The 22,641-nt window shown below is 59.8% G+C and carries 16 protein-coding genes; 4 read left to right on the top strand and 12 right to left on the bottom strand.

Features of this window, described 5'->3' with window-relative positions:
- Nucleotides 1–2: 2 nt before the first annotated feature.
- Nucleotides 3–830: an NAD(+) synthase gene (gene nadE, locus ACA067_RS02515; RefSeq protein WP_497460472.1), complete on the top strand. Its 828-nt coding sequence runs from the start codon at nt 3–5 to the stop codon at nt 828–830.
- A gap of 163 nt (nt 831–993) precedes the next feature.
- On the opposite strand, the gene azu is transcribed toward nadE, so the two are convergent.
- Entirely contained in the window at nt 994–1,440 is a 447-nt protein-coding gene (azu, locus tag ACA067_RS02510) for an azurin (protein ID WP_497455084.1), read from the bottom strand.
- Nucleotides 1,441–1,780: 340 nt separating this feature from the next.
- Between azu and ACA067_RS02505 the strand changes: the two genes are divergently transcribed.
- Both ACA067_RS02505 and ACA067_RS02500 read left to right on the top strand, forming a co-directional pair.
- The gene (locus ACA067_RS02505; protein WP_497460471.1) at nt 1,781–2,368 is read left to right on the top strand and encodes a cytokinin riboside 5'-monophosphate phosphoribohydrolase; all 588 of its coding nucleotides are present in this window, start codon (nt 1,781–1,783) and stop codon (nt 2,366–2,368) included.
- Between the two features lie 68 nt (nt 2,369–2,436).
- A complete protein-coding gene (locus tag ACA067_RS02500) occupies nt 2,437–2,625 on the top strand; it encodes a hypothetical protein (RefSeq protein WP_497460470.1) in 189 nt (62 codons plus the stop codon).
- Nucleotides 2,626–2,849: 224 nt separating this feature from the next.
- Here ACA067_RS02500 and ACA067_RS02495 read toward each other — a convergent pair whose 3' ends face one another.
- The 4 genes from ACA067_RS02495 to ACA067_RS02480 all read right to left on the bottom strand — a co-directional run bounded on the left by ACA067_RS02495 (nt 2,850) and on the right by ACA067_RS02480 (nt 12,208).
- On the bottom strand, nt 2,850–3,740 hold the full coding sequence (locus ACA067_RS02495) for a transglutaminase family protein (protein ID WP_497460469.1): 891 nt from the start codon (nt 3,738–3,740) through the stop codon (nt 2,850–2,852).
- On the bottom strand, nt 3,740–6,226 hold the full coding sequence (locus ACA067_RS02490; RefSeq protein ID WP_497460468.1) for a circularly permuted type 2 ATP-grasp protein: 2,487 nt from the start codon (nt 6,224–6,226) through the stop codon (nt 3,740–3,742). Before ACA067_RS02490 ends, ACA067_RS02495 begins: the two co-directional genes overlap by 1 nt.
- Nucleotides 6,227–6,313: 87 nt before the next feature.
- The gene (locus tag ACA067_RS02485) at nt 6,314–9,589 is read right to left on the bottom strand and encodes a transglutaminase family protein (protein WP_497460467.1); all 3,276 of its coding nucleotides are present in this window, start codon (nt 9,587–9,589) and stop codon (nt 6,314–6,316) included.
- Nucleotides 9,590–9,904: 315 nt separating this feature from the next.
- Complete coding sequence (locus ACA067_RS02480; RefSeq protein WP_497460466.1) at nt 9,905–12,208, bottom strand: YgiQ family radical SAM protein; 2,304 nt, start codon at nt 12,206–12,208, stop codon at nt 9,905–9,907.
- Between the two features lie 226 nt (nt 12,209–12,434).
- Here ACA067_RS02480 and ACA067_RS02475 point away from each other — a divergent pair, with 226 nt between their 5' ends.
- Nucleotides 12,435–15,053: a hypothetical protein gene (locus tag ACA067_RS02475; RefSeq protein ID WP_497460465.1), complete on the top strand. Its 2,619-nt coding sequence runs from the start codon at nt 12,435–12,437 to the stop codon at nt 15,051–15,053.
- A gap of 79 nt (nt 15,054–15,132) precedes the next feature.
- Here ACA067_RS02475 and dnaB read toward each other — a convergent pair whose 3' ends face one another.
- The 7 genes from dnaB to rnr form a co-directional block, all read right to left on the bottom strand.
- Nucleotides 15,133–16,527 (bottom strand): replicative DNA helicase, encoded by a 1,395-nt coding sequence (gene dnaB / locus ACA067_RS02470; protein WP_201115130.1) that lies wholly within the window; start codon nt 16,525–16,527, stop codon nt 15,133–15,135.
- A gap of 123 nt (nt 16,528–16,650) precedes the next feature.
- A complete protein-coding gene (rplI, locus tag ACA067_RS02465) occupies nt 16,651–17,097 on the bottom strand; it encodes a 50S ribosomal protein L9 (protein ID WP_008157007.1) in 447 nt (148 codons plus the stop codon).
- A gap of 19 nt (nt 17,098–17,116) precedes the next feature.
- Nucleotides 17,117–18,010: a hypothetical protein gene (locus ACA067_RS02460; protein ID WP_497460464.1), complete on the bottom strand. Its 894-nt coding sequence runs from the start codon at nt 18,008–18,010 to the stop codon at nt 17,117–17,119.
- Nucleotides 18,011–18,046: 36 nt separating this feature from the next.
- Nucleotides 18,047–18,277, bottom strand: a complete 231-nt coding sequence (gene rpsR, locus ACA067_RS02455) for a 30S ribosomal protein S18 (protein WP_002551829.1) — start codon at nt 18,275–18,277, stop codon at nt 18,047–18,049.
- 28 nt (nt 18,278–18,305) lie between these two features.
- Nucleotides 18,306–18,728, bottom strand: coding sequence for a 30S ribosomal protein S6 (rpsF, locus tag ACA067_RS02450; RefSeq protein ID WP_003217491.1), 423 nt, complete (start codon nt 18,726–18,728; stop codon nt 18,306–18,308).
- A 328-nt stretch (nt 18,729–19,056) separates the two neighbouring features.
- The gene (rlmB, locus tag ACA067_RS02445; RefSeq protein WP_497460463.1) at nt 19,057–19,824 is read right to left on the bottom strand and encodes a 23S rRNA (guanosine(2251)-2'-O)-methyltransferase RlmB; all 768 of its coding nucleotides are present in this window, start codon (nt 19,822–19,824) and stop codon (nt 19,057–19,059) included.
- Entirely contained in the window at nt 19,821–22,463 is a 2,643-nt protein-coding gene (rnr, locus tag ACA067_RS02440) for a ribonuclease R (RefSeq protein WP_497460462.1), read from the bottom strand. The genes rlmB and rnr overlap by 4 nt, the downstream gene beginning before the upstream one ends.
- Nucleotides 22,464–22,641: the final 178 nt, after the last annotated feature.

Genomic DNA, 22,641 nt, shown 5'->3' with positions numbered 1-22,641 from the left:
TCATGCAAGCCGTACAGCGTGAGATTGCTGAGCAGCTCAAGGTTCAACCGCCGTTCGCCGACCAGGCCGCCCTCGAGGCAGAAGTCGCCCGGCGGATTACCTTCATCCAGGATTGTCTGGTCGATTCCGGGCTCAAGACGTTGGTGCTCGGCATCAGCGGCGGTGTCGACTCCCTGACTGCCGGCCTGCTGGCCCAACGCGCCATGCGCGAGCTGCGCACACGCACAGGTGACGACAGCTACAAGTTCATCGCCGTGCGCCTGCCCTACGAGACCCAGTTCGATGAACACGACGCCCAGGCCTCGGTGGATTTCATCGCTCCGGACGAACGCCATACGGTGAACATCGGCCCGGCGGTCAAAGCCCTGGCCAATGAAGTCGCAGCCTTCGAAGGCAAGCAGGCGGTTTCGGTGGATTTCGTGCTCGGCAACACCAAGGCGCGGATGCGCATGGTCGCCCAATACACCATTGCCGGCGCAGCGCATGGGCTGGTGATCGGCACCGACCACGCGGCGGAAGCGGTGATGGGCTTTTTCACCAAATTCGGTGACGGCGCGTGCGACCTGGCGCCGCTGAGTGGCCTGGTAAAATACCAGGTCCGGGACATCGCCCGCAGCTTCGGGGCGCCGGAGTCGCTGGTGGAAAAAATCCCCACGGCCGACCTTGAAGACCTGTCACCGGGCAAACCGGACGAAGCATCCCATGGCGTGACCTATGCCGAGATTGATGCATTCCTGCACGGCGAGCCGGTGCGTGAGGAAGCGTTCAAGATCATCTGCGATACGTACAGGAAAACCCATCACAAGCGCGTGATGCCGTTCGCGCCTTAATCTCATAGGTGTCCGTACGGACGCCTTCGCAAGCAGGCTCGCTCCCACAGGTACTGTGCAGTCCTTGTGGGAGCGAGCCTGCTCGCGAAGAACGATGACTCGGTCAAATGTCAGGCATAAAAAAGCGTCCTTCGAGGGACGCTTTTTTTATGACTCGATTCGCTTACTTCAGGGTAACCGTACCTTTCATCATCGAGATATGACCCGGGAACGAGCAGAAGAACCCGTACTTCTCGCCAGCAGCAAGCTTGGACACGTCGAAGGTCACCGAGTCTTTTTCCTTGGCGCCGATGAGTTTGGTGTGGGCGATGATGCGGGCATCACCTTCTTTCAGGTAATCCTTGTCGATGCCAGCCGTCAGACCGTCGGTGGCGATCGGCTGCATGTCAGCCTCTTTGCTCAGCACCCAGTTATGGCCCATGACGTTTTTCGGCAAGCTGCCGGAATGAGTCAGCTCAACGGTGAACGTCTTGCAGCTCTTGTCGATTTCAATGGCCTTGGTGTTGAAGGACATCTGATCAGTGGAGTCGACAGTGACCTTGCACTCGGCAGCCATCAATTGGCTGCTGGCCAGTGTCAGCAGGGATACCGCAACAAGTTTGGCAAACATGGTGAATCTCCAAGGCAGGGTTAACAACAGTGCGAATGGACAGAAGACTGCCTGAAAACTTCGCAAGTTCCTATGACCTGAATCAAAAATTGTATACAACTTTCGAGCTATGACACCTATCAAGACAATCTACCAGCCAGAGGCCGAGACCGGCCCTATCATCAGGTCGTCATCACTCTGGAGTGTCTGTCATGCCCCTCAATAGCCTGTTGTGCAGTTTGCTCGCCGCTTATGCCTGTGGCGCCAGCGGCACCTGTGAAACACCTGAATGCGAAGTTTAGACCTTGGAGCGCCGCTTGCCTGGCTTTACTCTGTGGCTATCCTGACCATGGAGTAAGGCATGTCTTTAGCGTCCGTTTGTGTATTTTGCGGTGCCAGTACCGGCACCAACCCGGCTTATCGTGAAGCGGCTGTCGCCCTCGGGCGAGCATTGGCCGAGCGCAAGCTGACCCTGGTCTATGGCGGTGGCGCCGTCGGGCTGATGGGAGTCGTCGCCGATGCCGCACTGGCCGCAGGTGGTGAAGTGATCGGGATCATCCCGCAAAGCCTCAAGGACAAGGAAATCGGCCACAGCGGCCTGACCCGGCTGGAAGTGGTCGACGGCATGCATGCGCGCAAGGCGCGGATGGCCGAGCTCAGCGATGCGTTCATCGCTCTGCCTGGGGGGCTGGGCACCCTGGAAGAACTGTTCGAAGTCTGGACCTGGGGCCAGCTCGGCTACCACGGCAAACCGCTGGGGCTGTTGGAAGTGAACGGTTTCTACAGCAAATTGACCGGTTTTCTTGATCATATCGTCGGCGAAGGCTTCGTTCGCGAGGCGCACCGTGACATGCTGCAAGTGAGCGAATCGCCGCAAACCCTGCTCGATGCCCTGGACGCCTGGCAGCCGACAGTGATGCCAAAGTGGACAGAGCAAAAACCCAGCTAACGGCTCGGCATCGATACAAGGCAGAATACGCGCCGCTCAACCTCACCTTCGACCCCAGAGGATCGCCCATGGCTAAACCCAATTATTCCTTCGCCAAACGTCAGAGAGACTTGGCCAAGGAGCAGAAGAAAGAGGAAAAGCTTCAGCGCAAGAAAGCTACCGCTGAAGAAGAAGCAGCAGCACTGAACCCGGATCCCGAAGGCGAAGTGGCTACAGACGAAACTGAAGCACCGAAAGATCAGGCGCCCGACGCCTGAGACCCTCAGGGCCCGATGATCTGATCAGGCCCACCGGATCTGTGTCCAGGGTCAGCAGCGCCGCTGCTGACCCTCACAGGCCACTCTGAAATATCCAAGTTCACAAACCACTTGCACATCTCCCTGTGGGAGCGAGCTTGCTCGCGATAGCAACCTACCAGTCATATTGATGTTGGATGTGCCGATGTCATCGCGAGCAAGCTCGCTCCCACAGGGGTTCGGTATTACTCCAGTGGCATCACGGTGACACGAACCTCCGGGTCATGGTTGCCGCCGCCCAGAATCACCCCACGCAACGGAGAGACATCGGAAAAGTCCCGGCCCCAGGCCAGGGTGATGTGTTCCAGTGCCGGTTGCACATTGTTGGTCGGATCGAAATCGACCCAGCCCAGCACCGGGCAAAATACCGAGACCCAGGCATGGGACGCATCGGCGCCGATCAGTCGTGGCTGACCTGGTGGTGGCTGGGTCAACAAATAACCGCTGATGTACCGCGCCGCCAGTCCACGGGAGCGTACGCAGGCGAGCATCAAGTGCGCGAAATCCTGGCAAACACCGCGCCGACGCTCCAGCACTTCAACCAATGGCGTCGCCACTTGGGTCGCTTCGGCATCGAAGGTGAATTCGCTGAAGATTTTTTCCATCAATGCCTGGACACCCAAGAGCAGCGGTCGCCCCGCCGGAAAGCAACTTTGCGAAAACTCGACAAAGTTGCGCTTCAAATGCACGTAAGGCGATTCGAACCGATAGCGGCAGGCCTCCAGCAACTCAGTTGAAAGCGGCTGACTGCTATAGGTCAGCGCGTGGCGGGTTTCTTCCCAGGCCGGCGACCGATTGAAATCCAGCGCAGGCCGGGCCAACACTTCGACAGTAAGCCGGGCATTGACCAGCAACTCATCGTGGGGCCGCTCGAATGCCAGCCGGGTCAGTGGATTGCCGAATACATCCAGTTCGTCCCGGCGCGAGGTCGGGTCTGGACTGATCTGCAATTGCTGCTCGGTGCAGCGTTGCCAGGCACAGGCCCGCGGCCACAAATGTGCCAGTTGCTGAGCCAGGGACACCGGGCTGTCGTAGTGATAATGGGTGTCGTGAAGTATCTGGTAATGGGCACTCATCAGACGGACACCGTGCGCTGGCTGACATCATCGACATGGGCGAAATGGCGCAAAGCCAGGCGATCCGACACTTGCCCGCTGGCATCGGCGATCTCTTGCAGCAGGTCGGCCAGACCCTCGATGGCAGCGCGAACACTGGCCTCGCCGAACAGCGGGTTTTCCAGACAGCCCAGATCGAATCGCGCCAGTCGCTCCACCAACGGCGGCAAACCCGCTTCGCGAGGCACGGCAAAATCGTCGCTCAAGCGGTTGAGGGTGCGGGTCACCAGCTTCAGCTGGAACAGCACGGCGTGGGGGTTCTGCTCGTCGAGCAGCAACAGGTCAAGTACCGGGATCAATTGTGCTACCGCCAGGTATCGCGAACGGTAGGTGATGCTGCTGTTCCCCAGTTCCAGCAGCCATTCCAGTCCAGCCTGGTCGAAGGCGCCGGCACCGCGCAGAAATGCTGCGAGGCTCGCGCTGAGAAATTGCAGCCGCTCGATCCGCCGGCCAATCATCAGGAAGCGCCAGCCTTCGTCCCGGGTCATGTCGTCCAGAGCAAAACCGGACAACGCCGCCAGGGACATCACCAGTCGGTTGAGGAAATCCAGCAACTCGCCAAAATCCGGCTCTTCGGTTTCCAGCTCCATGGCCTCGCGCTGCAACTCCACCAGCGCCTGCCAGTTCTCCCGCGAGAGCTTGCCGCGCACCTGCGAGGCCGCCCACTGCAAACGCTGCAGGTTGGAGCGCAGGCTGAATGGCCAGTCATCGCCGAGTAGCGCGGCCAACAAGCGCTCCGGCAACTCGCCCTCGTCCGGCAACAGAATCAGGCGCTCGCCGAGATCGACTGCCGCCTGCAAGGCTTGGGGATCGTCACCGTCGACATAGCGCGCCAGCATGATCCGCAGTAACCGTGCGCTGTCATTGCAACGCTCGCAGTAACGGCCGAACCAGAACAGATTTTCCACCACCCGTGAAGGCAGATACGGATCGCGCCTTACCAGATCGTGCACGCCAATGTTGCGTCGGGTTTTCCATTGTTCGCCGCTCGGTGGGCGATCCCCAAGCACCCAAGTGTCCTTGCTCGCACCACCGCGTTGCATTGACACCACTTCGGCGTCGGCTTCGGCGGCCACCCGGGTAAGGCCACCGGGCAGCACCCGATAACCATTGCGGCTGGCCACCGCATAGACGCGCATGCCTATCGCACGAGGTTGCAGCTGACCGTCTTCAGGCTGCCAGACCGGGGCCTGAGAAAGCTGCGCCAGTTCTTGCGCCACATAAGCGTAAGGGCGTGCCTGCATGCGCTCGGCCAGGTCCTGGCGCTGTTTTTCACTCAAGTCACGGCCAAAAACAGGAGCGAAGCTCTGGGACGGGAAGGCTGGTTTGATCAGCAGTTCCGGCAATTTTTCCAGGGCCTGGGCCAGCACTGGCGCTTCGCCGCACCACCAGGTGGCGATGGAGGGCAGGATCAGGTCTTCGCCGAACAGCAATTGATTGATTTTCGGCAGGAAGCCCAGTAGTCCAGGCGACTCCAGAACGCCACTGCCGAGGGCGTTGGCCACCAGCACTCGTCCTTGCCGCACAGCTTCGAGCAAGCCCGGCACGCCAAGCGCCGAGTCGGTACGCAACTCAAGCGGATCGCAGAAGTCGTCATCAAGCCGACGCATGATCGCGTGGACCCGGCGCAGGCCGCTCAAGGTTTTCAAATAGACCGTGGCATCTCGGACGGTCAGGTCGCCGCCCTCTACCAGCGGATAACCCAGCTGGCGCGCCAGATACAAATGTTCGAAATAGCTTTCATTGAATCGCCCCGGCGTAAGTAACACGATCAACGGCGCTTCCTCATCGCCAGGCGCCTGACGGGTGAGGGTTTCCTGGAGCGTGCGGAAGAACCCGGCCAGATGCTGCACCTTCAAATCGCGGTACAACTCGGGGAAGGCACGGGACACGATGGTGCGGTTTTCCAGTGCATATCCGGCACCAGAGGGCGCTTGAGTCCGATCCGCCGTCACCCACCAGCGACCATCAGGGGAGCGCGCCAGATCCACGGCGTACAGGTGCAAAAAGGCCCCGTCGGGCGGCGTGATGCCCTGACAGGGCCAGAGGAAGTTGTTGTGGCCAAATACCAACTCGGCGGGCAACAGGCCCTCAGCGATCAACCGCTGTGGACCGTACAGGTCCGCCAGCACGGCATTGAGCAATCGAGCCCGTTGGGCGATCCCGGCCGATAACTGCTCCCACTCATCAGCGGCCATAACATGGGGCAGCAGGTCCAGTTCCCACGGGCGGTCAGCCCCCTTGGGGTCGGCGTAGACGTTATAGGTCACGCCATTTTCCTGGATTTGCCGGGTCAACAGTGCCTGACGCTGCACCAACTGAGCTGGCGTGCTGCGTTGCAACTGGTCGAACAACCGACGCCAGTGCGGGCGCACCGCGCCGCTGTCGTCAAGCAGTTCGTGATAGGTGCCCGCCGTCAGCGGGTAGCGGTCAAGCAGATCAGGCATGGAAAGCTCGGCAGACAGCAGGAACGGTCAGACTAACGCAGGCTCATGACGCCCGGATATACGAAAAATCCGAGCGTCGCGTACGGTTCAGAAGCGTCGCAAATCGAGCGTCATCGGTAGCTCGTCGTTAATTTCCATAGTCGGTACAGGCAGTTTTCCAGGGCTGTGTCCGATGCGGAAGAATCGCGCCATCCGCCGGCTCTCGGCCTCATTGGCATTCACCGGCAGGCTGTCGTAGTTGCGCCCACCCGGATGGGCGACGTGGTACTGACAGCCACCCAGGGAGCGTTGCATCCAGGTGTCGAGCAGGTCGAACACCAGCGGCGCATGCACAGGAATCGTCGGTTGCAGGCAGTTCGCCGGTTGCCAGGCGCGAAAACGCACCCCGGCAACGAACTCGCCGATTCGCCCGGTGGGCTGCAATGGCACCGGAATGCCGTTACAGGTCAGCAAATAACGCTGCGGCGGCAAACCGGTGAGTTTGACCTGCAAACGCTCCAGGGACGAATCTACGTAGCGCACCGTGCCGCCGACCGCACCCTCCTCGCCCAGCACATGCCAGGGTTCAAGCGCCTGGCGTACTTCCAGCTCGATGCCGCTGACCGCGTAATCACCGACCTTGGGAAAACGGAACTCCAGATGGGCTGCAAACCACTCGGCCCGTACGGGATACCCGGCGGCGTTGAGGTCGACGATAACGTCGGCGAAATCCTGCTCGATAAAGTGCGGCAACAGGAACCGGTCATGCAGCTCAGTGCCCCAGCGCGCCAGCTTCGGTGGTGCATAAGGCTCGCGCCAGAATCGCGCGACCAGCGCCCTTAGCAACAATTGCTGAACCAGGCTCATGCGTGCATGGGGCGGCATTTCAAAGGCGCGCAACTCGAGCAATCCCAGACGACCTGTGGCGCCGTCCGGCGAATAAAGTTTGTCGATACAGAATTCGGCGCGGTGCGTGTTGCCGGTGACATCGATCAACAGGTTGCGCAGCAGCCGATCCACCAGCCACGGCGCGCACTCCTCGCCCGGTTCAGGCATTTGGGCAAAGGCGATTTCCAGTTCGTACAAGGCGTCGTTACGCGCTTCGTCTACTCGCGGCGCTTGGGACGTCGGGCCGATGAATAGTCCGGAAAACAGGTAGGACAAGGACGGATGGTTATGCCAGTAACTAATCAGGCTGCGCAGCAGATCGGGACGGCGCAGAAACGGTGAGTCAGCCGGTGTCGCGCCACCCAGTACGAAATGATTACCGCCACCGGTGCCGGTGTGCCGGCCGTCGATCATGAATTTCTCAGTGGTCAGTCGCGTCTGGCGCGCCTCTTCGTAAAGAAATTCGGTGCGTTCGACCAGCTCATCCCAGGTGGCGGACGGCTGCACGTTAACCTCGATCACGCCTGGGTCCGGAGTAATCCGGAAGTTGCTCAGGCGCGGATCGCTCGGTGGCTCATAGCCCTCCAGCAACACCGGGCATTGCAATTCTTCAGCCGTGGCTTCGATGGCGCTGACCAGCTCCAGGTAATCCTCGACCCGCTCCAGTGGTGGCATGAACAGGTACAGCCGGCCTTCCCTCGCCTCGGCACAAAATGCCGTACGGGTCAGCCAGTCGGCGGATTCGTCGATCCCGGGCGCGCGCTCATCTGCAACGGCAGGGTCACCATGGCTCTGAAGCTGCGCGGTTTGAGGCAATGGCGGAAAATCCTGGTTCGGATCGTTGGGATGGATGAACGGATACTCTGCCGCTTTCACCCAAGGCTGCGAGCCGAGTGGCAAGCGATAGCCCAACGGCGAATCCCCCGGCACCAGCCGGCAGTGGTCGTCGCGCAGATACCAACGCCCGCTCTGCCATTGATCACCCTTGGCGGTGCGCGCCAGCGGCAGAACCTGACCGATCACCTTGTCCAGGCCCTGGCTGAAAACTTTGCGCAGACGCGCACGCTCCAGAGGTTCTTCCAGACGTGAATCTTCGGCGCTGACGTTCTGCGGCAAAGTGCCTTCGCGCCAGAGGTAATAGAAATTGTCTTCGTAGGCCGGAAATACAAAGCGTGTCGGAATTTTCAGGCGCTCGGCAACACTCGCCAGAAAGCGACCTGCCAGTTCGCCATTGGCGCCGTAGTCTTCCTGCTCATCGGCGATCAACGTTGCGTTGTGCCAGACCGGCACACCGTCGCGGCGCCAGTAGCAATTGAGCGACCAGCGCGGCAGTTGCTCGCCGGGGTACCACTTGCCCTGACCGAAATGCACCAACCCCTTTGGCGCGTAGTGCTTGCGCATGCGCTGGAACAGCTCGGCGGACAGGCGGCGCTTGTCCGGTCCGAGCGCTGCGGTGTTCCACTCGGCGCCGTCCGGGTCATCGATGGAAACAAACGTCGGCTCACCGCCCATAGTCAGGCGTACGTCGCCTTCAAGCAGGTCGGTATCGATCTGCCGACCCAGCGCCTGGATCGCCAGCCACTGATCTTCGGTGTAGGGCTTTGTTACCCGCGGTGCTTCCCAAATCCGCTCCACGGACATTTCGTGGGTGAATTCGCACTCGCACGGCTCCACCAAGCCACTGATCGGTGCCGCAGAGCCCGGATCGGGACTACAGGCCAACGGAATGTGTCCTTCGCCGGCGAACAGCCCGGAGGTCGCATCCAGGCCGATCCAGCCCGCACCGGGCAGATAGACCTCGCACCAGGCGTGCAGGTCGGTGAAGTCCACGTCAGTGCCCGACGGGCCGTCGAGGCTTTTGACGTCAGCGGTGAGCTGGATCAGGTAGCCCGAGACGAAACGCGCTGCCAGGCCGAGGTTGCGCAGCAGTTGCACCAGCAGCCATGCCGAATCCCGGCAGGAACCGGAGGCCTGTTCGAGGGTGTGTTCCGGGGTCTGCACGCCCGGCTCCATGCGAATCAGGTAGCCGATGTCTTCGCTGAGACGCTGGTTGAGTGCGACGAGGAAATCCACACTCGGTAGCGGCGTGCGGTCAATACCCTCCAGATACGCCTTGAGCTTCGGCGTCAGGGGCAAGGTTTCCAGGTACGGCGCCAGCTCTTTGCGCTCGTCCGCGGCATAGGTGAAAGGGATCTTTTCGGCGTAAGGCTCGAGGAAGAAGTCGAACGGATTGAAGACCGCCATCTCCGCCAGCAGGTCGACCTCGATCCGCAGCTCATCGGTTTTCTCCGGAAACACCAACCGCGCCAGGTAATTGCCCTGGGGGTCCTGTTGCCAGTTGATGAAGTGCTGCTCGGGCGAGACTTTCAGCGCGTAGGACAGTATCCGCGTGCGACTGTGGGCGGCCGGGCGCAGGCGAACGATTTGTGGACCGAGCTCGACGGCGCGGTCGTAGCGGTAATGCGTGACGTGGTGCAATGCGACATGAATCGACACGGCGTGCCTCCTGCGAGCCTGGACGTTATCGAAAGCGGCGCAAGACTTATGCCATCCAGCGGCACCGGCGCTTTCTCCGTTTGCTTGAGGCAGTACAGCACCAAAATCGGGCGATGCGAGAAATTGGTTTAGGGGATTGCACGCAAATGTGGCGAGACACCTACGATCGTTCCCACGCTCTGCGTGGGAATGCAGCCCGTGACGCTCCGCGTCACTGGACGCGGAGCGTCCCTTGAGGCATTCCCACGCAGAGCGTGGGAATGATCAGCAAAACGCCAACCCGAAGGTTGGCGTTCTGTTATCAGCGGTCAACGTTTAGCGCGGTACTACCGGCTTACGCGCAGGCTTTGGCCCTTTGCCTTTAGCCGCATCTTTGCGCTCTTTGGCCGCCTGCTGGTTGCGGGCGAACGCCGCAGCCTTGGCCTGTTCCCGCTTGTCCCACGGGTTACCACCATCGCTGGCACGCGGTGGCAGCCCGGTGTGCTGGGTCAGGATCTTGGTGGTCTTCTCACCCGCCACTTTATGGCTGCCGGCCGGTGTCGAGTTTTTGCGACGGGCACTCTGATAGCTGTCAGTCGCCGGCTGATGCAGCGGGATCAACTGGTTCTTGCCTGGCCCGATCAGATCGGCGCGGCCCATGCGGGTCAGCGCTTCACGCAACATCGGCCAGCCTTTCGGATCGTGATAGCGCAAGAAGGCCTTGTGCAGGCGACGCTGCTCTTCGCTTTTGACGATGGTCACGGCGTCGCTCTTGTACGTCACCTTGCGTAGCGGGTTCTTGCCCGAGTGGTACATCGCGGTGGCGGTGGCCATCGGCGACGGGTAGAACGCCTGCACCTGGTCGGCACGGAAGCCGTTGCCCTTGAGCCACAGGGCCAGGTTCATCATGTCTTCGTCGGTGGTGCCCGGGTGGGCAGCGATGAAGTACGGAATCAGGTACTGCTCTTTCCCGGCTTCCTTGGAGTACTTCTCGAACATGCGCTTGAACTTGTCATAGCTGCCGATGCCCGGTTTCATCATCTGGTTGAGCGGACCTTCCTCGGTGTGTTCCGGGGCGATCTTCAGGTAACCACCGACGTGATGGGTCACCAGTTCCTTGACGTACTCCGGCGACTCGACAGCGAGGTCGTAACGCAGACCGGAAGCGATCAGGATCTTCTTCACTCCCGGCAACGCACGGGCGCTGCGATACAGCTGGATCAGCGACGAGTGGTCGGTGTTCAAATTCGGGCAAATGCCCGGGAACACGCACGACGGCTTGCGGCACGCGGATTCGATTTCCGGGGTCTTGCAGGCAATGCGATACATGTTCGCGGTCGGGCCGCCGAGGTCGGAGATGACGCCGGTGAAGCCTGGAACCTTGTCGCGGATCTCTTCGATTTCGCGAATGATCGACTCTTCGGAACGGTTCTGGATGATCCGGCCTTCGTGCTCGGTGATCGAGCAGAAGGTGCAGCCGCCGAAGCAGCCACGCATGATGTTCACCGAGAAACGGATCATGTCGTAGGCCGGGATCTTCTCCTTGCCGTACGCCGGGTGCGGGATGCGCGCATAGGGCATGCCGAACACGTAGTCCATTTCTTCGGTGGTCATCGGAATCGGCGGCGGGTTGAACCAGACATCGACTTCGCCATGCTTCTGCACCAGCGCACGGGCGTTGCCCGGGTTGGTTTCCAGGTGCAGCACGCGGTTGGCGTGGGCATAGAGCACCGCGTCGCCACGGACTTTCTCAACCGACGGCAGACGAATCACGGTCTTGTCGCGAGTCATCTTCGGGCTGGCCAGAATCTGCACGACCTTGGCTTCGCTCGGATCTTCAACCGGACCCTTTTCCTGCTCGATGGCGCAGGCCTGGGTGTCCTGGGTGTTCACGTACGGGTTGATGATCTTGTCGATCTTGCCCGGACGGTCGATACGCGTGGAATCGACTTCGTACCAGTCTTTCGGCGTGTCGCGGCGAATGAACGCGGTGCCGCGCACATCGGTGATGTCTTCGATCTTGTGGCCGTAGGACAGACGCTGGGCGACTTCGACGATCGCCCGCTCGGCGTTGCCGTAGAGCAGGATGTCGGCGCAGGCATCGATCAGGATCGAGTTGCGAACCCGGTCCTGCCAGTAATCGTAATGGGCGATGCGGCGCAGGGAGGCTTCGATGCCGCCAAGCACGATCGGCACGTTCTTGTAGGCTTCCTTGCAGCGTTGGCTGTAGACCAGGCTCGCGCGGTCCGGACGCTTGCCCGCCAGGCCACCGGGGGTGTAGGCGTCATCGGAACGGATTTTCTTGTCGGCGGTGTAGCGGTTGATCATGGAGTCCATGTTGCCGGCCGCGACACCGAAGAACAGGTTCGGCTCGCCGAGCTTCATGAAGTCGTCTTTGGACTGCCAGTTCGGCTGGGCAATGATCCCGACGCGGAAGCCCTGGGACTCCAGCAGCCGGCCGATGATCGCCATGCCGAACGACGGGTGATCGACGTAGGCATCACCGGTGACGATGATGATGTCGCATGAATCCCAGCCGAGCTGATCCATCTCCTCCCTGCTCATCGGCAGGAATGGCGCAGGCCCGAAACATTCGGCCCAATATTTTGGATAGTCAAATAACGGCTTGGCTGCTTGCATGTCGATGACCGGTGTTGAGATGAAAAATCGCGGGCGCGGAATATAGCACAAAATTTGACCAATTCCGACGACAGTGGTCGGTTTCTCTTTGATCCGACGTCCCGCATAACCCGAATCGAACCGTACACCAGGTGCTTTACAGATCCGTGAAGCGAAAAAATGGCAATGAAGCCAACTGCCACTTCAGCATCCCGTTTGTGGGTGCTGATGCGGAAACCGATCAAGGATGAAAATTCATGTCACCAAAACCGCCTCCGAGAGGCACCACCACAGTCGATGTCCATACACGTCACCATTGGACGGGCCCACACCGCACCCCGACATACCACCCCGTGTCGACTTCGGCCCAACCATCGGGACACATCCGCGCAATCCCGCGGAGCCGGGCAGAGTACCGGGGGACATTGACCTTGATGCAATCACACTGGCGCCGCCCGTCACGGTCAGCGAGACATCTTCTGCCTCTGACGCCGCACTTACGCCTGAGCAACGCCCGCTGGAGCATTACTGGATTACCACTGCGGCCCGGCTACCGGACGCCGACGCCCAGGGTTTCAGGACGTTCAAAGGACGCCAGTATGCCGATGTGCCTGGCGGCATTGTGCACATCGTTGCGGATCCGGAAACCGGCCTGTATCGGGCCAAACTGCCAAACGAACTGCAACCTTCAGGCCCGGTGCTGGTGCACGATCCTGATGCCAAGTTCTGGCATCCGCTGGATGACATTGCGCCAGCGACCTACCCGTTGACCGCCACCCGCCTGGAAGCCTTCCGCACGAACCCGGACCTCACTGGCGTCGAACCGGGCAACGACGGGCTGCACCGATTCAATGACAAGCTCTACATTGTCATCGAGCACCACGCCTATCAGGTACTGCATGATCTTGAGGCATCGTCGCCGCAAGCCTCCGTGATGCGCATTGTCCGGACAGAAGATCCCGTCGCCCTGGACGCCGACAACGTTTATGTCGCGACGCGCCCGGGAAGGTCAGAGCCGATTGTTCTCGATGCGCAGAACAGCTGGGTGGGAACCAGGGTGGCCGGTGCGGGGGGGATGCGGCCGCGAGGAAACATCTCCTTGCAAGATCGGTTCGCCGACCGGATAGCGTTATTGCGTACAGAATCCGCCATGCTTGAGGCTGCCAGACAGAAAAGGCTTCAGCTAACGTCTCGCTGGGAGAGAGCAGTCGGCACCGAAGGTGAAAGAACGTCTCTGGTACTCCTGGAAGTACAAATTCGCCGAGAACTCGTTCATCTGCAAGATCTGGTCACCAAGTACATGAACGAACACGATTGGTTGATTCTTGTTAAAGCAAACGGCGTCTATAGAAACGAACTGCACGAACTTCGGGAATTTACAGTTGCAGCCTACAACCGTCTCATTGTTGCCAGCGATGCACGCAAATCCCTGGAGATTCAACTAATCAATGACCCGGCAACGGCCTATCAAGCTGTCGCTGAACACCTGATGAACAAACGGAATATTCTGGAAAAGCGCCAGCAGGTTGTAAATGACATCCAGACAAGATCGCGCTCCTCAGAGCTTGAGCTGGCCGAACTGGGTTACGACCCAAAGGAGATTCATGAAGTAGTCTCCGGCTGGGTAGAAGCCCGCAGCCGCCTGCTGACGGACGACCCAGGCAACAGCGACTCCGAAGCGGTGCAACTGGCGCACTCTTTTATCGAAGTCGCGTCGGCCTTCCGGGGGATCGAGAGTGTTCCGGAGGTCGCCCGCATCGCGGTACTGACCAGTTTGCTCGATCAAAGCGCAGCCATCAGGGCATCGTTCGAGGATCTTGTGCTGCCGCCAGACTCCCCTCAAACCAACTCCCGGCGCGAAATCACCGAGGCCATCCAGTCTTTCGAAACCACGCTGGAAAGCCTCGCGACCCGTTATCACCAGGGCCTGGAAAAAACCTTGGCGCTTTCGGCACAGGATCAGCCCATTGATTTCGACTTCGTTCCTGCGCAAGACAGAGCCGGGCCGGCACCGATGCCCAGACGAGTCTTTCGCGCCAAACACCACGGCGTCTACAAGATCAGTGTCGGTCAACCGCGTCGCACCGTAACGGGCGAAGAGGTGATCGATGTGATTGACCCCACCAATTCGGCGCAGGTTTTGCGAACCTACGAACGCAGAGAGGGTGAATGGCGCCGGGTGCAGCCCGCACAAAACAGAGCGTTGCCCGAACTGATGGCGCAAGCCACCCAGCGGCTGGGTCAGTCCGAGTCGCACCTGAGCAGTGCCCGGCAGGATGAACAGGCAAAACGCAACGCCACCAATATCGTTGAATTTCTCGGTGGCAAGGCCGAAGCGCTCGACGACATTGCCCGACAGCTCGAACGAACGGCGAATCCGGCCGCGGACAACATCGGTCCCCTTGTCCAGCGCCTGAGGCAAGACAGTCAGCGCCTGCGCAACGAAGGCGAAGACATCCGCATCCGGCTCTACAAGGACAATGCCTTTCTGAGCGCCGACCGACTGGCGTATTTGATCAGCCAGCAACAGATCAGCGTCGTCAAAACCCATAACCGACTGGAGCGCGGCAAGGGCAAGGGCAAGCACTTTCTCGACATTTACTCACTCAACGACAAACGCGACGGAGAGCCGCTATGGCAGGCCCATTTCCACTATGAAAAGAAGGACAGCCCTACGTTGAACTTCACGGTAAAGGGTGGCCATCTCAAAACCCTTGAGCAGAGCGGATTGGGGGCTTCCTCCCAACGCCAGGATGAACAAGCCGGAAGAGCGCACATCGCCATCTGGCGCGAAACGATTGATGGCAGGACGGCGCAGAGAATCTTCGAGCTGGTATCCAAAGCCCCCTCCGCGTCAGCGACCTGACTGCCTGGGAGGTAACGATCAAGTTTGATTGAACGCGAAAATGATCAAGGGTGCAGCTGGCTGAAAAAACGGCCAGCTGTCACTCGTCGTCGAAGTTGTAGCTGCCCGGCGCCAGGTTTTCGAAGCGGGTGTACTTGCCGATGAACGCCAGTCGTGACGTGCCGATCGGACCGTTCCGCTGCTTGCCGATGATGATCTCGGCGATGCCTTTATGCTCGGTTTCCGGGTGATACACCTCATCCCGGTACACGAACATGATCACGTCAGCATCCTGCTCGATCGCTCCGGACTCGCGCAAGTCGGAGTTGATCGGACGTTTGTTCGGCCGTTGTTCCAGGGAGCGGTTGAGCTGCGAGAGCGCCACCACCGGGCAGTTGAATTCCTTGGCCAGGGCCTTCAAGGAACGGGAGATTTCGGAAATTTCGTTGGTCCGGTTGTCGCCCCCGGAGCCCGGGATCTGCATCAATTGCAGGTAGTCGATCATGATCAGGGCCACATCGCCGTGTTCACGCACCAGTCGTCGGGTCCGCGCACGCATTTCCGAGGGGCTGATACCGGCTGTATCGTCGATGAACAGCTTGCGGTCGTTGAGCAGGTTGACCGCAGAAGTCAGGCGTGGCCAATCGTCGTCGTCCAGGCGACCGGCCCGGACCTTGGTCTGATCGATCCGGCCGAGGGACGACAACATACGCATGATCAGCGATTCGCCTGGCATCTCCAGCGAGTAGACCAGTACGCACTTGTCGCTGCGCAATACGGCGTTTTCCACCAGGTTCATCGCAAAGGTGGTTTTACCCATGGACGGACGGCCGGCGACGATGATCAGGTCGGACGGCTGCAGGCCGCTGGTCATGCCGTCGAGATCGGTGTAACCGGTGGACAGGCCGGTAATGGCGTTGTCGGTGTTGAACAAGGTGTCGATGCGGTCGATGGCCTTGGTCAGCAGGTCATTCACGCTCACCGGGCCACCGGTTTTTGGCCGGGCTTCGGCGATCTGGAAGATCTGCCTTTCGGCTTCGTCGAGGATCTCTTCAGCTGAGCGACCTTCGGGGTTGAAGGCGCTGTCGGCGATTTCGCTGGCGATGCCGATCAATTGCCGCAAGGTTGCCCGTGCACGGACGATCTGCGCATACGCCTTGATGTTGGCGACGGACGGCGTGTTTTTCGCCAGTTCACCAAGATAACCGAGGCCGCCGACTTGCGAGGTCTGACCTTCCTTGTCCAATTGTTCGGCAAGGGTCACGACGTCGATCGGCGAGTTCTGATCGGCCAGTTTGGCGATCGCACGGAAGATCAAACGGTGGTCATGACGATAGAAATCGCCGTCCGACACCTGATCAAGCACGCGCTCCCAGGCGTTGTTGTCCAGCATCAAACCACCGAGCACGGCCTGTTCGGCCTCGATGGAATGCGGCGGCACCTTCAGGGCAGCGGTTTGCAGATCGTATTGCTCGGGAGCGGAGATATCGTTCATGGCCACTTGAATTTTTGGTTATGAAAAGCAGGGGTTACAGAAAGACAAAGGGCACGACCTGTAAACAGGATCGTGCCCGATGTTACCGGCAAGCACCCGAGGGTGCCAGCCGACAAGTGCTGCTTAAGCTGCTACCACGACAACGCGTACGGTGGCTTCAACTTCGGCGTGCAGGTGCACGGCTACGTCGAATTCGCCTACGTTGCGGATGGTGCCGTTCGGCAGACGAACTTCGCTTTTTGCAACTTCAACGCCAGAGGCGGTCAGTGCATCAGCGATGTCGTGAGTACCGATCGAACCGAACAGCTTGCCTTCGTCACCGGCGGTGGCAGTGATAGTCACTTCCAGCTCAGCCAGTTGGGCGGCGCGGTTTTCAGCCGAAGTTTTACGGTCTGCTGCGGCTTTTTCCAGCTCGGCGCGACGCTCTTCGAACGCAGCCAGGTTGGCAGCGGTCGCAGCGGTAGCTTTGCCGTAAGGCAGCAGGTAGTTACGACCGTAACCAGCCTTAACGTTCACTTTGTCACCCAGGTTGCCCAGGTTGGTGACTTTTTCCAGAAGGATCAGTTGCATGTGAAAATCCTCTTAACTTTTAACCTTCACCGTTCGCGCTATCGACGTCTTTCGGCGTCGAACGACCGCGAAAATCAATCAGGCTGTCGACGATGGCCAAGACCACCAGCAACGGATAGATCAGCTGCATGAACAGCAACAGCGTGACGTACAACCCCACCAGCCAGAACCTGGCCAGTCGCTTTTGCGCCACCAGCCCGTGAATCAGGGCCAGCCCGGCGAATACCAGCGGTACGCTGCACAACGGCGTCAACATGGCCATCTGCGGACCGATGTTCGGTCCCAGAAGCATGCACGCCAGCAGCAACATCGCAGGCAAAAGCGGGAATCGGATGGCGCGAAACTCGCGACCAAAACCACCCGGGTTGTACAACAACGCCTGCCAGTAGCGCCCGACAATCAGGCTCAGCACACTGACGATTTGCAACAAGGCCGCTATCAGGCCAGTCAGGACCGGTGCAATCAGGGACGCAAAATGCGCTTGCTCGTCTACCGACAACTTCTGGTAGACATCACCGAGTAGCGACGGCATGACCTTTATCAAGGCCTGCGCCAGCATCTCGATTTGGGGAGCAAAAACTGTCCCCAGCACCACTGCAAACACCACTCCCATCGCTATGCTGACCAGCAGCACGCGGTTCCAGGACTCGCTTGCGCGCAAAACCAACGCAAGGCTCGAAGACCCCAGCAGCACCAGAAGTGCCCGTGGGTCATCGGCGTACAGCCACCAGATCAATGCCGGCAGCAGTCCCAGAGCAAGAACGCCAATGGCGTCCTTCAATCCGCGCCGCAGGAGCACAAGGCATCCAGCGGCAGCACCCAACCAATACAACAACGGCAATGTTGCGCATCCGGCCACTACAAGAATGGCCTGCATACGGCCGCGCATGATGAACTCAGCTAAGGCACGCATGCTTTCAATCCTTTGCTACGTGTCGACTGCCCGGTCTCAGCGGCCGTGGCTGTCGGTGTAGGCCAGCAGGGCCAGGAAGCGGGCGCGCTTGATAGCGGTGGCCAGCTGACGCTGATAACGTGCTTTGGTACCGGTGATACGGCTTGGAACGATTTTGCCGGTCTCGGATACATAAGCTTTCAGGGTGTTGAGATCTTTGTAATCGATCTCTTTCACGTCTTCAGCGGTGAAGCGGCAGAATTTACGACGACGGAAGAAACGTGCCATGTAATAGGCTCCTCAAAAGGTCCGTGGATTACTCGTCAGCGTTATCGCTGTTGTCGCTGTCATCACTATCAGCGCTTTCGGCGCCTTCGTGCTCAGGACGGTCGCGACGCTCACGGCGCTCACTGCGGTTTTCTTCAGCCTTGAGCATCTCGGATTGGCCGGTAACGGCTTCTTCGCGACGGATGACCAGGTTACGGATCACTGCATCGTTGTAGCGGAAGTTGTCTTCCAGCTCGGCCAGGGCCTTGCCAGTGCACTCAACGTTCAGCATCACGTAGTGAGCCTTGTGAACATTGTTGATTGCGTAGGCCAGTTGACGACGGCCCCAATCTTCCAGACGGTGGATTTTGCCGCCATCTTCTTCGATCAGCTTGGTGTAACGCTCAACCATGCCGCCGACTTGCTCGCTTTGATCCGGGTGGACCAAAAAGATGATTTCGTAATGACGCATGAATGCTCCTTACGGGTTGTAGCCTGCCGCTCAAAAGCGGTCAGACAAGGAGTGAATGACACTTATGGACTTGCTTGCGATAGACACATGCGTGCCTGCCGTCACAGCAAGGGGCGCAATTGTAGAGAAGGGACGGAAGAGGTGCAAGGCAATTGGTGATTATTTGAACAGTTCGTTCACACGCCCATTTTCGCCTCACCACAAACCACTGTGGGAGCGAGCTTGCTCCGGGCGGCGTTCCGACGATGAGGGCGCAACATTCAACATTGATGCTGAATGTTACTCCGCTATCGCGAGCAAGCTCGCTCCCACAGGAATTGCAACAGGCTTAGGACTTCTTGCCGCCGGCAGTCGCTTTAACGCTACGCTGGCGCTTAGCCTCGAACAGGCAGACGCCAGTCGCTACGGACACGTTGAGACTGCTGACGCTGCCAGCCATCGGCAGGTGTACCAGGTAGTCGCAAAGATCACGAGTCAGGCGACGCATGCCGCTGCCTTCCGCGCCCATGATCAGGATGGTCGGGCCGGTCATGTCCTGCTGATACAGGCTCTGCTCAGCCTCGCCCGCGGTACCGACGACCCACAAGCCACGCTGCTTGAGTTTTTCCAGGGTGCGCGCCAGGTTGGTCACGGCCACCAACGGAATGACTTCCGCCGCACCGCAAGCGACCTTACGTACCGTCGGGGTCAGGGTGGCCGACTTGTCCTTTGGCACGATCACCGCCAGCGCACCCGCCGCATCGGCCGAACGCAGGCAAGCGCCGAGGTTGTGCGGGTCGGTCACGCCGTCGAGCACCAGCAACAGCGGTGCGCCTTCGGTGCGGTCGAGCAGCTCATCGAGCATCGCCTCGCCCCAGACCTGGCTCGGACTCACTTCCGCCACCACGCCCTGGTGCACGCCCTCAACCCAGGCGTCCAGCTCGCGGCGCTCGGCGTTGCCGACAGCTACGCGATTTTCTGCAGCCAGCTCGATCAGCGTCTGAACCCGCGGATCACTGCGGCCTTCCGCCAGCCAGATCTGCTTGACGCGCTTCGGATGATGACGCAGCAACGCTTCTACCGCATGCACGCCGTAGATTTTTTCCAACTGACTCATGACTTGGCCTTAGGTTTACGTACCCCGCCGCTTTTGGCAGCTGGAGCGGAACCCGCTTTGGGCGGGCCTTTACGGTGTTTGCTCGGTTTGGCTGGCTTGCCGCCGGGAGCCTTGTCAGGCGCCGACCGTCCGGTCTTTCCCCCAGACGCCGCTTTACCGCCGCTTTTCGCTTCAGACAGCAAGGCCTGCTTCATTTCACGGCTTTTGCGCAGCTCGGCGTTTTTCGCCGCGGCATCGCTCGGGCGATAGGCCTCGACCGCCTTTTCCTTGGCTGGACGACGACCGGTTTTCGCCGGCGCCGGCTCCGCTGCGGTTTTAGCAGCAGTCTTGGTGGCTGGCTCGGTTTTTTCCGTTCCGCGCTTCTTGCGGCCGATTGGCGCGCTGATGGTTTTTTCAGCCATCTCGAAGTCGATCTTGCGCTCGTCGAGGTCGACGCGCATCACGCGCACTTCAACGGTGTCGCCAAGGCGGAAGCTGCGACCGGTACGCTCACCGGCGAGGCGGTGATGCACAGGGTCGAAGTGGTAGTAATCGCCCGGCAGCGCGGTGACGTGCACCAGGCCTTCGACGTAGATATCGGTCAACTCGACGAACAGGCCGAAGCCGGTCACGGCGGTGATCACACCCGGGAACGACTCGCCCACGCGATCTTTCATGAACTCGCACTTGAGCCAGTTCACCACGTCGCGGGTGGCTTCGTCGGCGCGGCGCTCGCTCATCGAGCACTGCTCGCCGAGCTGCTCCAGGATCGCTTCGTCGTACGGATAGATACGCGCTTTCGGAATGGTCATCGCACCGGCACGGCGAACGTGCGGGGTGTCCATTTTCGAATGGATGACGCTGCGAATCGCCCGGTGCGTGAGCAAGTCCGGGTAGCGGCGAATCGGCGAGGTGAAGTGGGTATAGGCTTCGTAATTCAGGCCGAAGTGGCCCTGGTTATCGGCGCTATACACCGCCTGGCTCAACGAACGCAGCATAACGGTCTGGATCAGGTGGAAATCCGGACGGTCCTTGATGCTCGCCAGCAACGCCTGGTAATCCTTCGGCGACGGGCCATCCTTGCCTTTGTGCAGGGACAGGCCGAGCTCACCGAGGAAGGCGCGCAGTTTTTCCAGACGCTCCGGCGGCGGACCATCGTGGACGCGATACAGAGCCGGGATTTCGTGCTTTTTCAGGAACTCAGCGGTGGCCACGTTGGCCGCCAGCATGCATTCCTCGATCAGCTTGTGCGCGTCGTTGCGAACGGTCGGGCGGATTTCGGCAATCTTGCGCTCGGTGCCGAAGATGATCCGGGTTTCCTGGGTTTCGAAATCGATCGCGCCACGCACGTGACGAGCGGCCAGCAGCACTTTGTACAGTGCGTAAAGCTGCTTGAGGTGCGGCAGAACGTCGTTGTACTCGCCACGCAGTTGACGCGCCTCGGTGAGTTTCGGCGTTTCCAGCATGGCGCTGACCTTGTTGTAGGTCAGGCGAGCGTGGGAGTGAATCACTGCCTCGTAGAAGCAGTAGTCGGTCATCTCACCGGATTTGGAGATGGTCATCTCGCAAACCATGGCCAGGCGATCGACGTGCGGATTCAGCGAGCACAAGCCGTTGGACAACTGCTCAGGCAGCATCGGAATCACGCGCTCGGGGAAGTACACCGAGTTGCCGCGAACCTGGGATTCGTTATCCAGGGCTGAACCGATTTTCACGTAGCTGGAGACGTCGGCAATCGCCACGTACAACTTCCAGCCACCGGAGAACAGGCGCAGCTTGCCCGGCTTGGCTTCGCAGTAGACCGCGTCATCGAAGTCGCGAGCATCCTCACCGTCGATGGTCACGAACGGCAGGTGACGCAGGTCGATGCGTTTCTCTTTGTCCTTCTCTTCGACTTCCGGCTTGAGCTTGGCGGCTTCTTTCAAGACCGCTTCAGGCCAGACGTGAGGAATATCGTAAGTGCGCAGGGCGACATCGATTTCCATGCCCGGCGCCATGTAGTTACCCACGACTTCAACCACGTCGCCTTGCGGCTGGAAGCGCGGCGTCGGCCAGTGAGTGATCTTCACTTCGACGAACTGACCGATCTTGGCATTGGCATTGCGGCCCGGTGTCACCAGCACTTCCTGCTGGATCTTCGGATTGTCCGCCACCACGAAACCGATACCACCCTCTTCGAAGTAGCGACCGACGATGGTCTCGTGAGCCCGGGAGACCACTTCGACGATCATGCCTTCGCGGCGACCGCGACGGTCGAGGCCGGAAACGCGGGCCAGGGCACGGTCGCCGTCGAACACCAGGCGCATTTGCGCCGGGCTCATGAACAGGTCGTCACTGCCGTCGTCCGGGACCAGGAAGCCGAAGCCGTCACGGTGACCGCTGATGCGGCCCAGGATCAGGTCGAGCTTGTCCACCGGCGCATAGGTGCCGCGACGGGTATAAATGAGTTGAGCGTCGCGCTCCATGGCGCGAAGACGGCGGCGCAGGGCTTCGATCTGGTCTTCTGTGGTCAGACCAAACTCTTCGACCAGCTGCTCGCGGTTAGCAGGCGAACCCCGATCAGCAAGGTGCTGAAGGATCAGTTCGCGGCTAGGAATAGGGTTTTCATATTTTTCCGCTTCACGAGCGGCCTCGGGATCGAGGGACTGCCAATCGGCCATTAGAGAGTTTTCACCTTGTCTATATGCGGGTTAGTTTGGCATAGGCGTAATGAAACGGGAAATTTCAGGCTATGACAGCCCATCTAAAGCCCTCAATCGACACCGTAAAGCTGATTTAAGTGCCACTGGTAAAAAATTCCAGGTTTTTTTGATGCCAGGGGTTTACAGTTAAAAAGAC

This window comes from Pseudomonas sp. LBUM1674, assembly GCF_059695635.1.
Note: the sequence above shows the minus strand (reverse complement) of the source record. Positions and strands in the feature narration are given on the sequence as shown.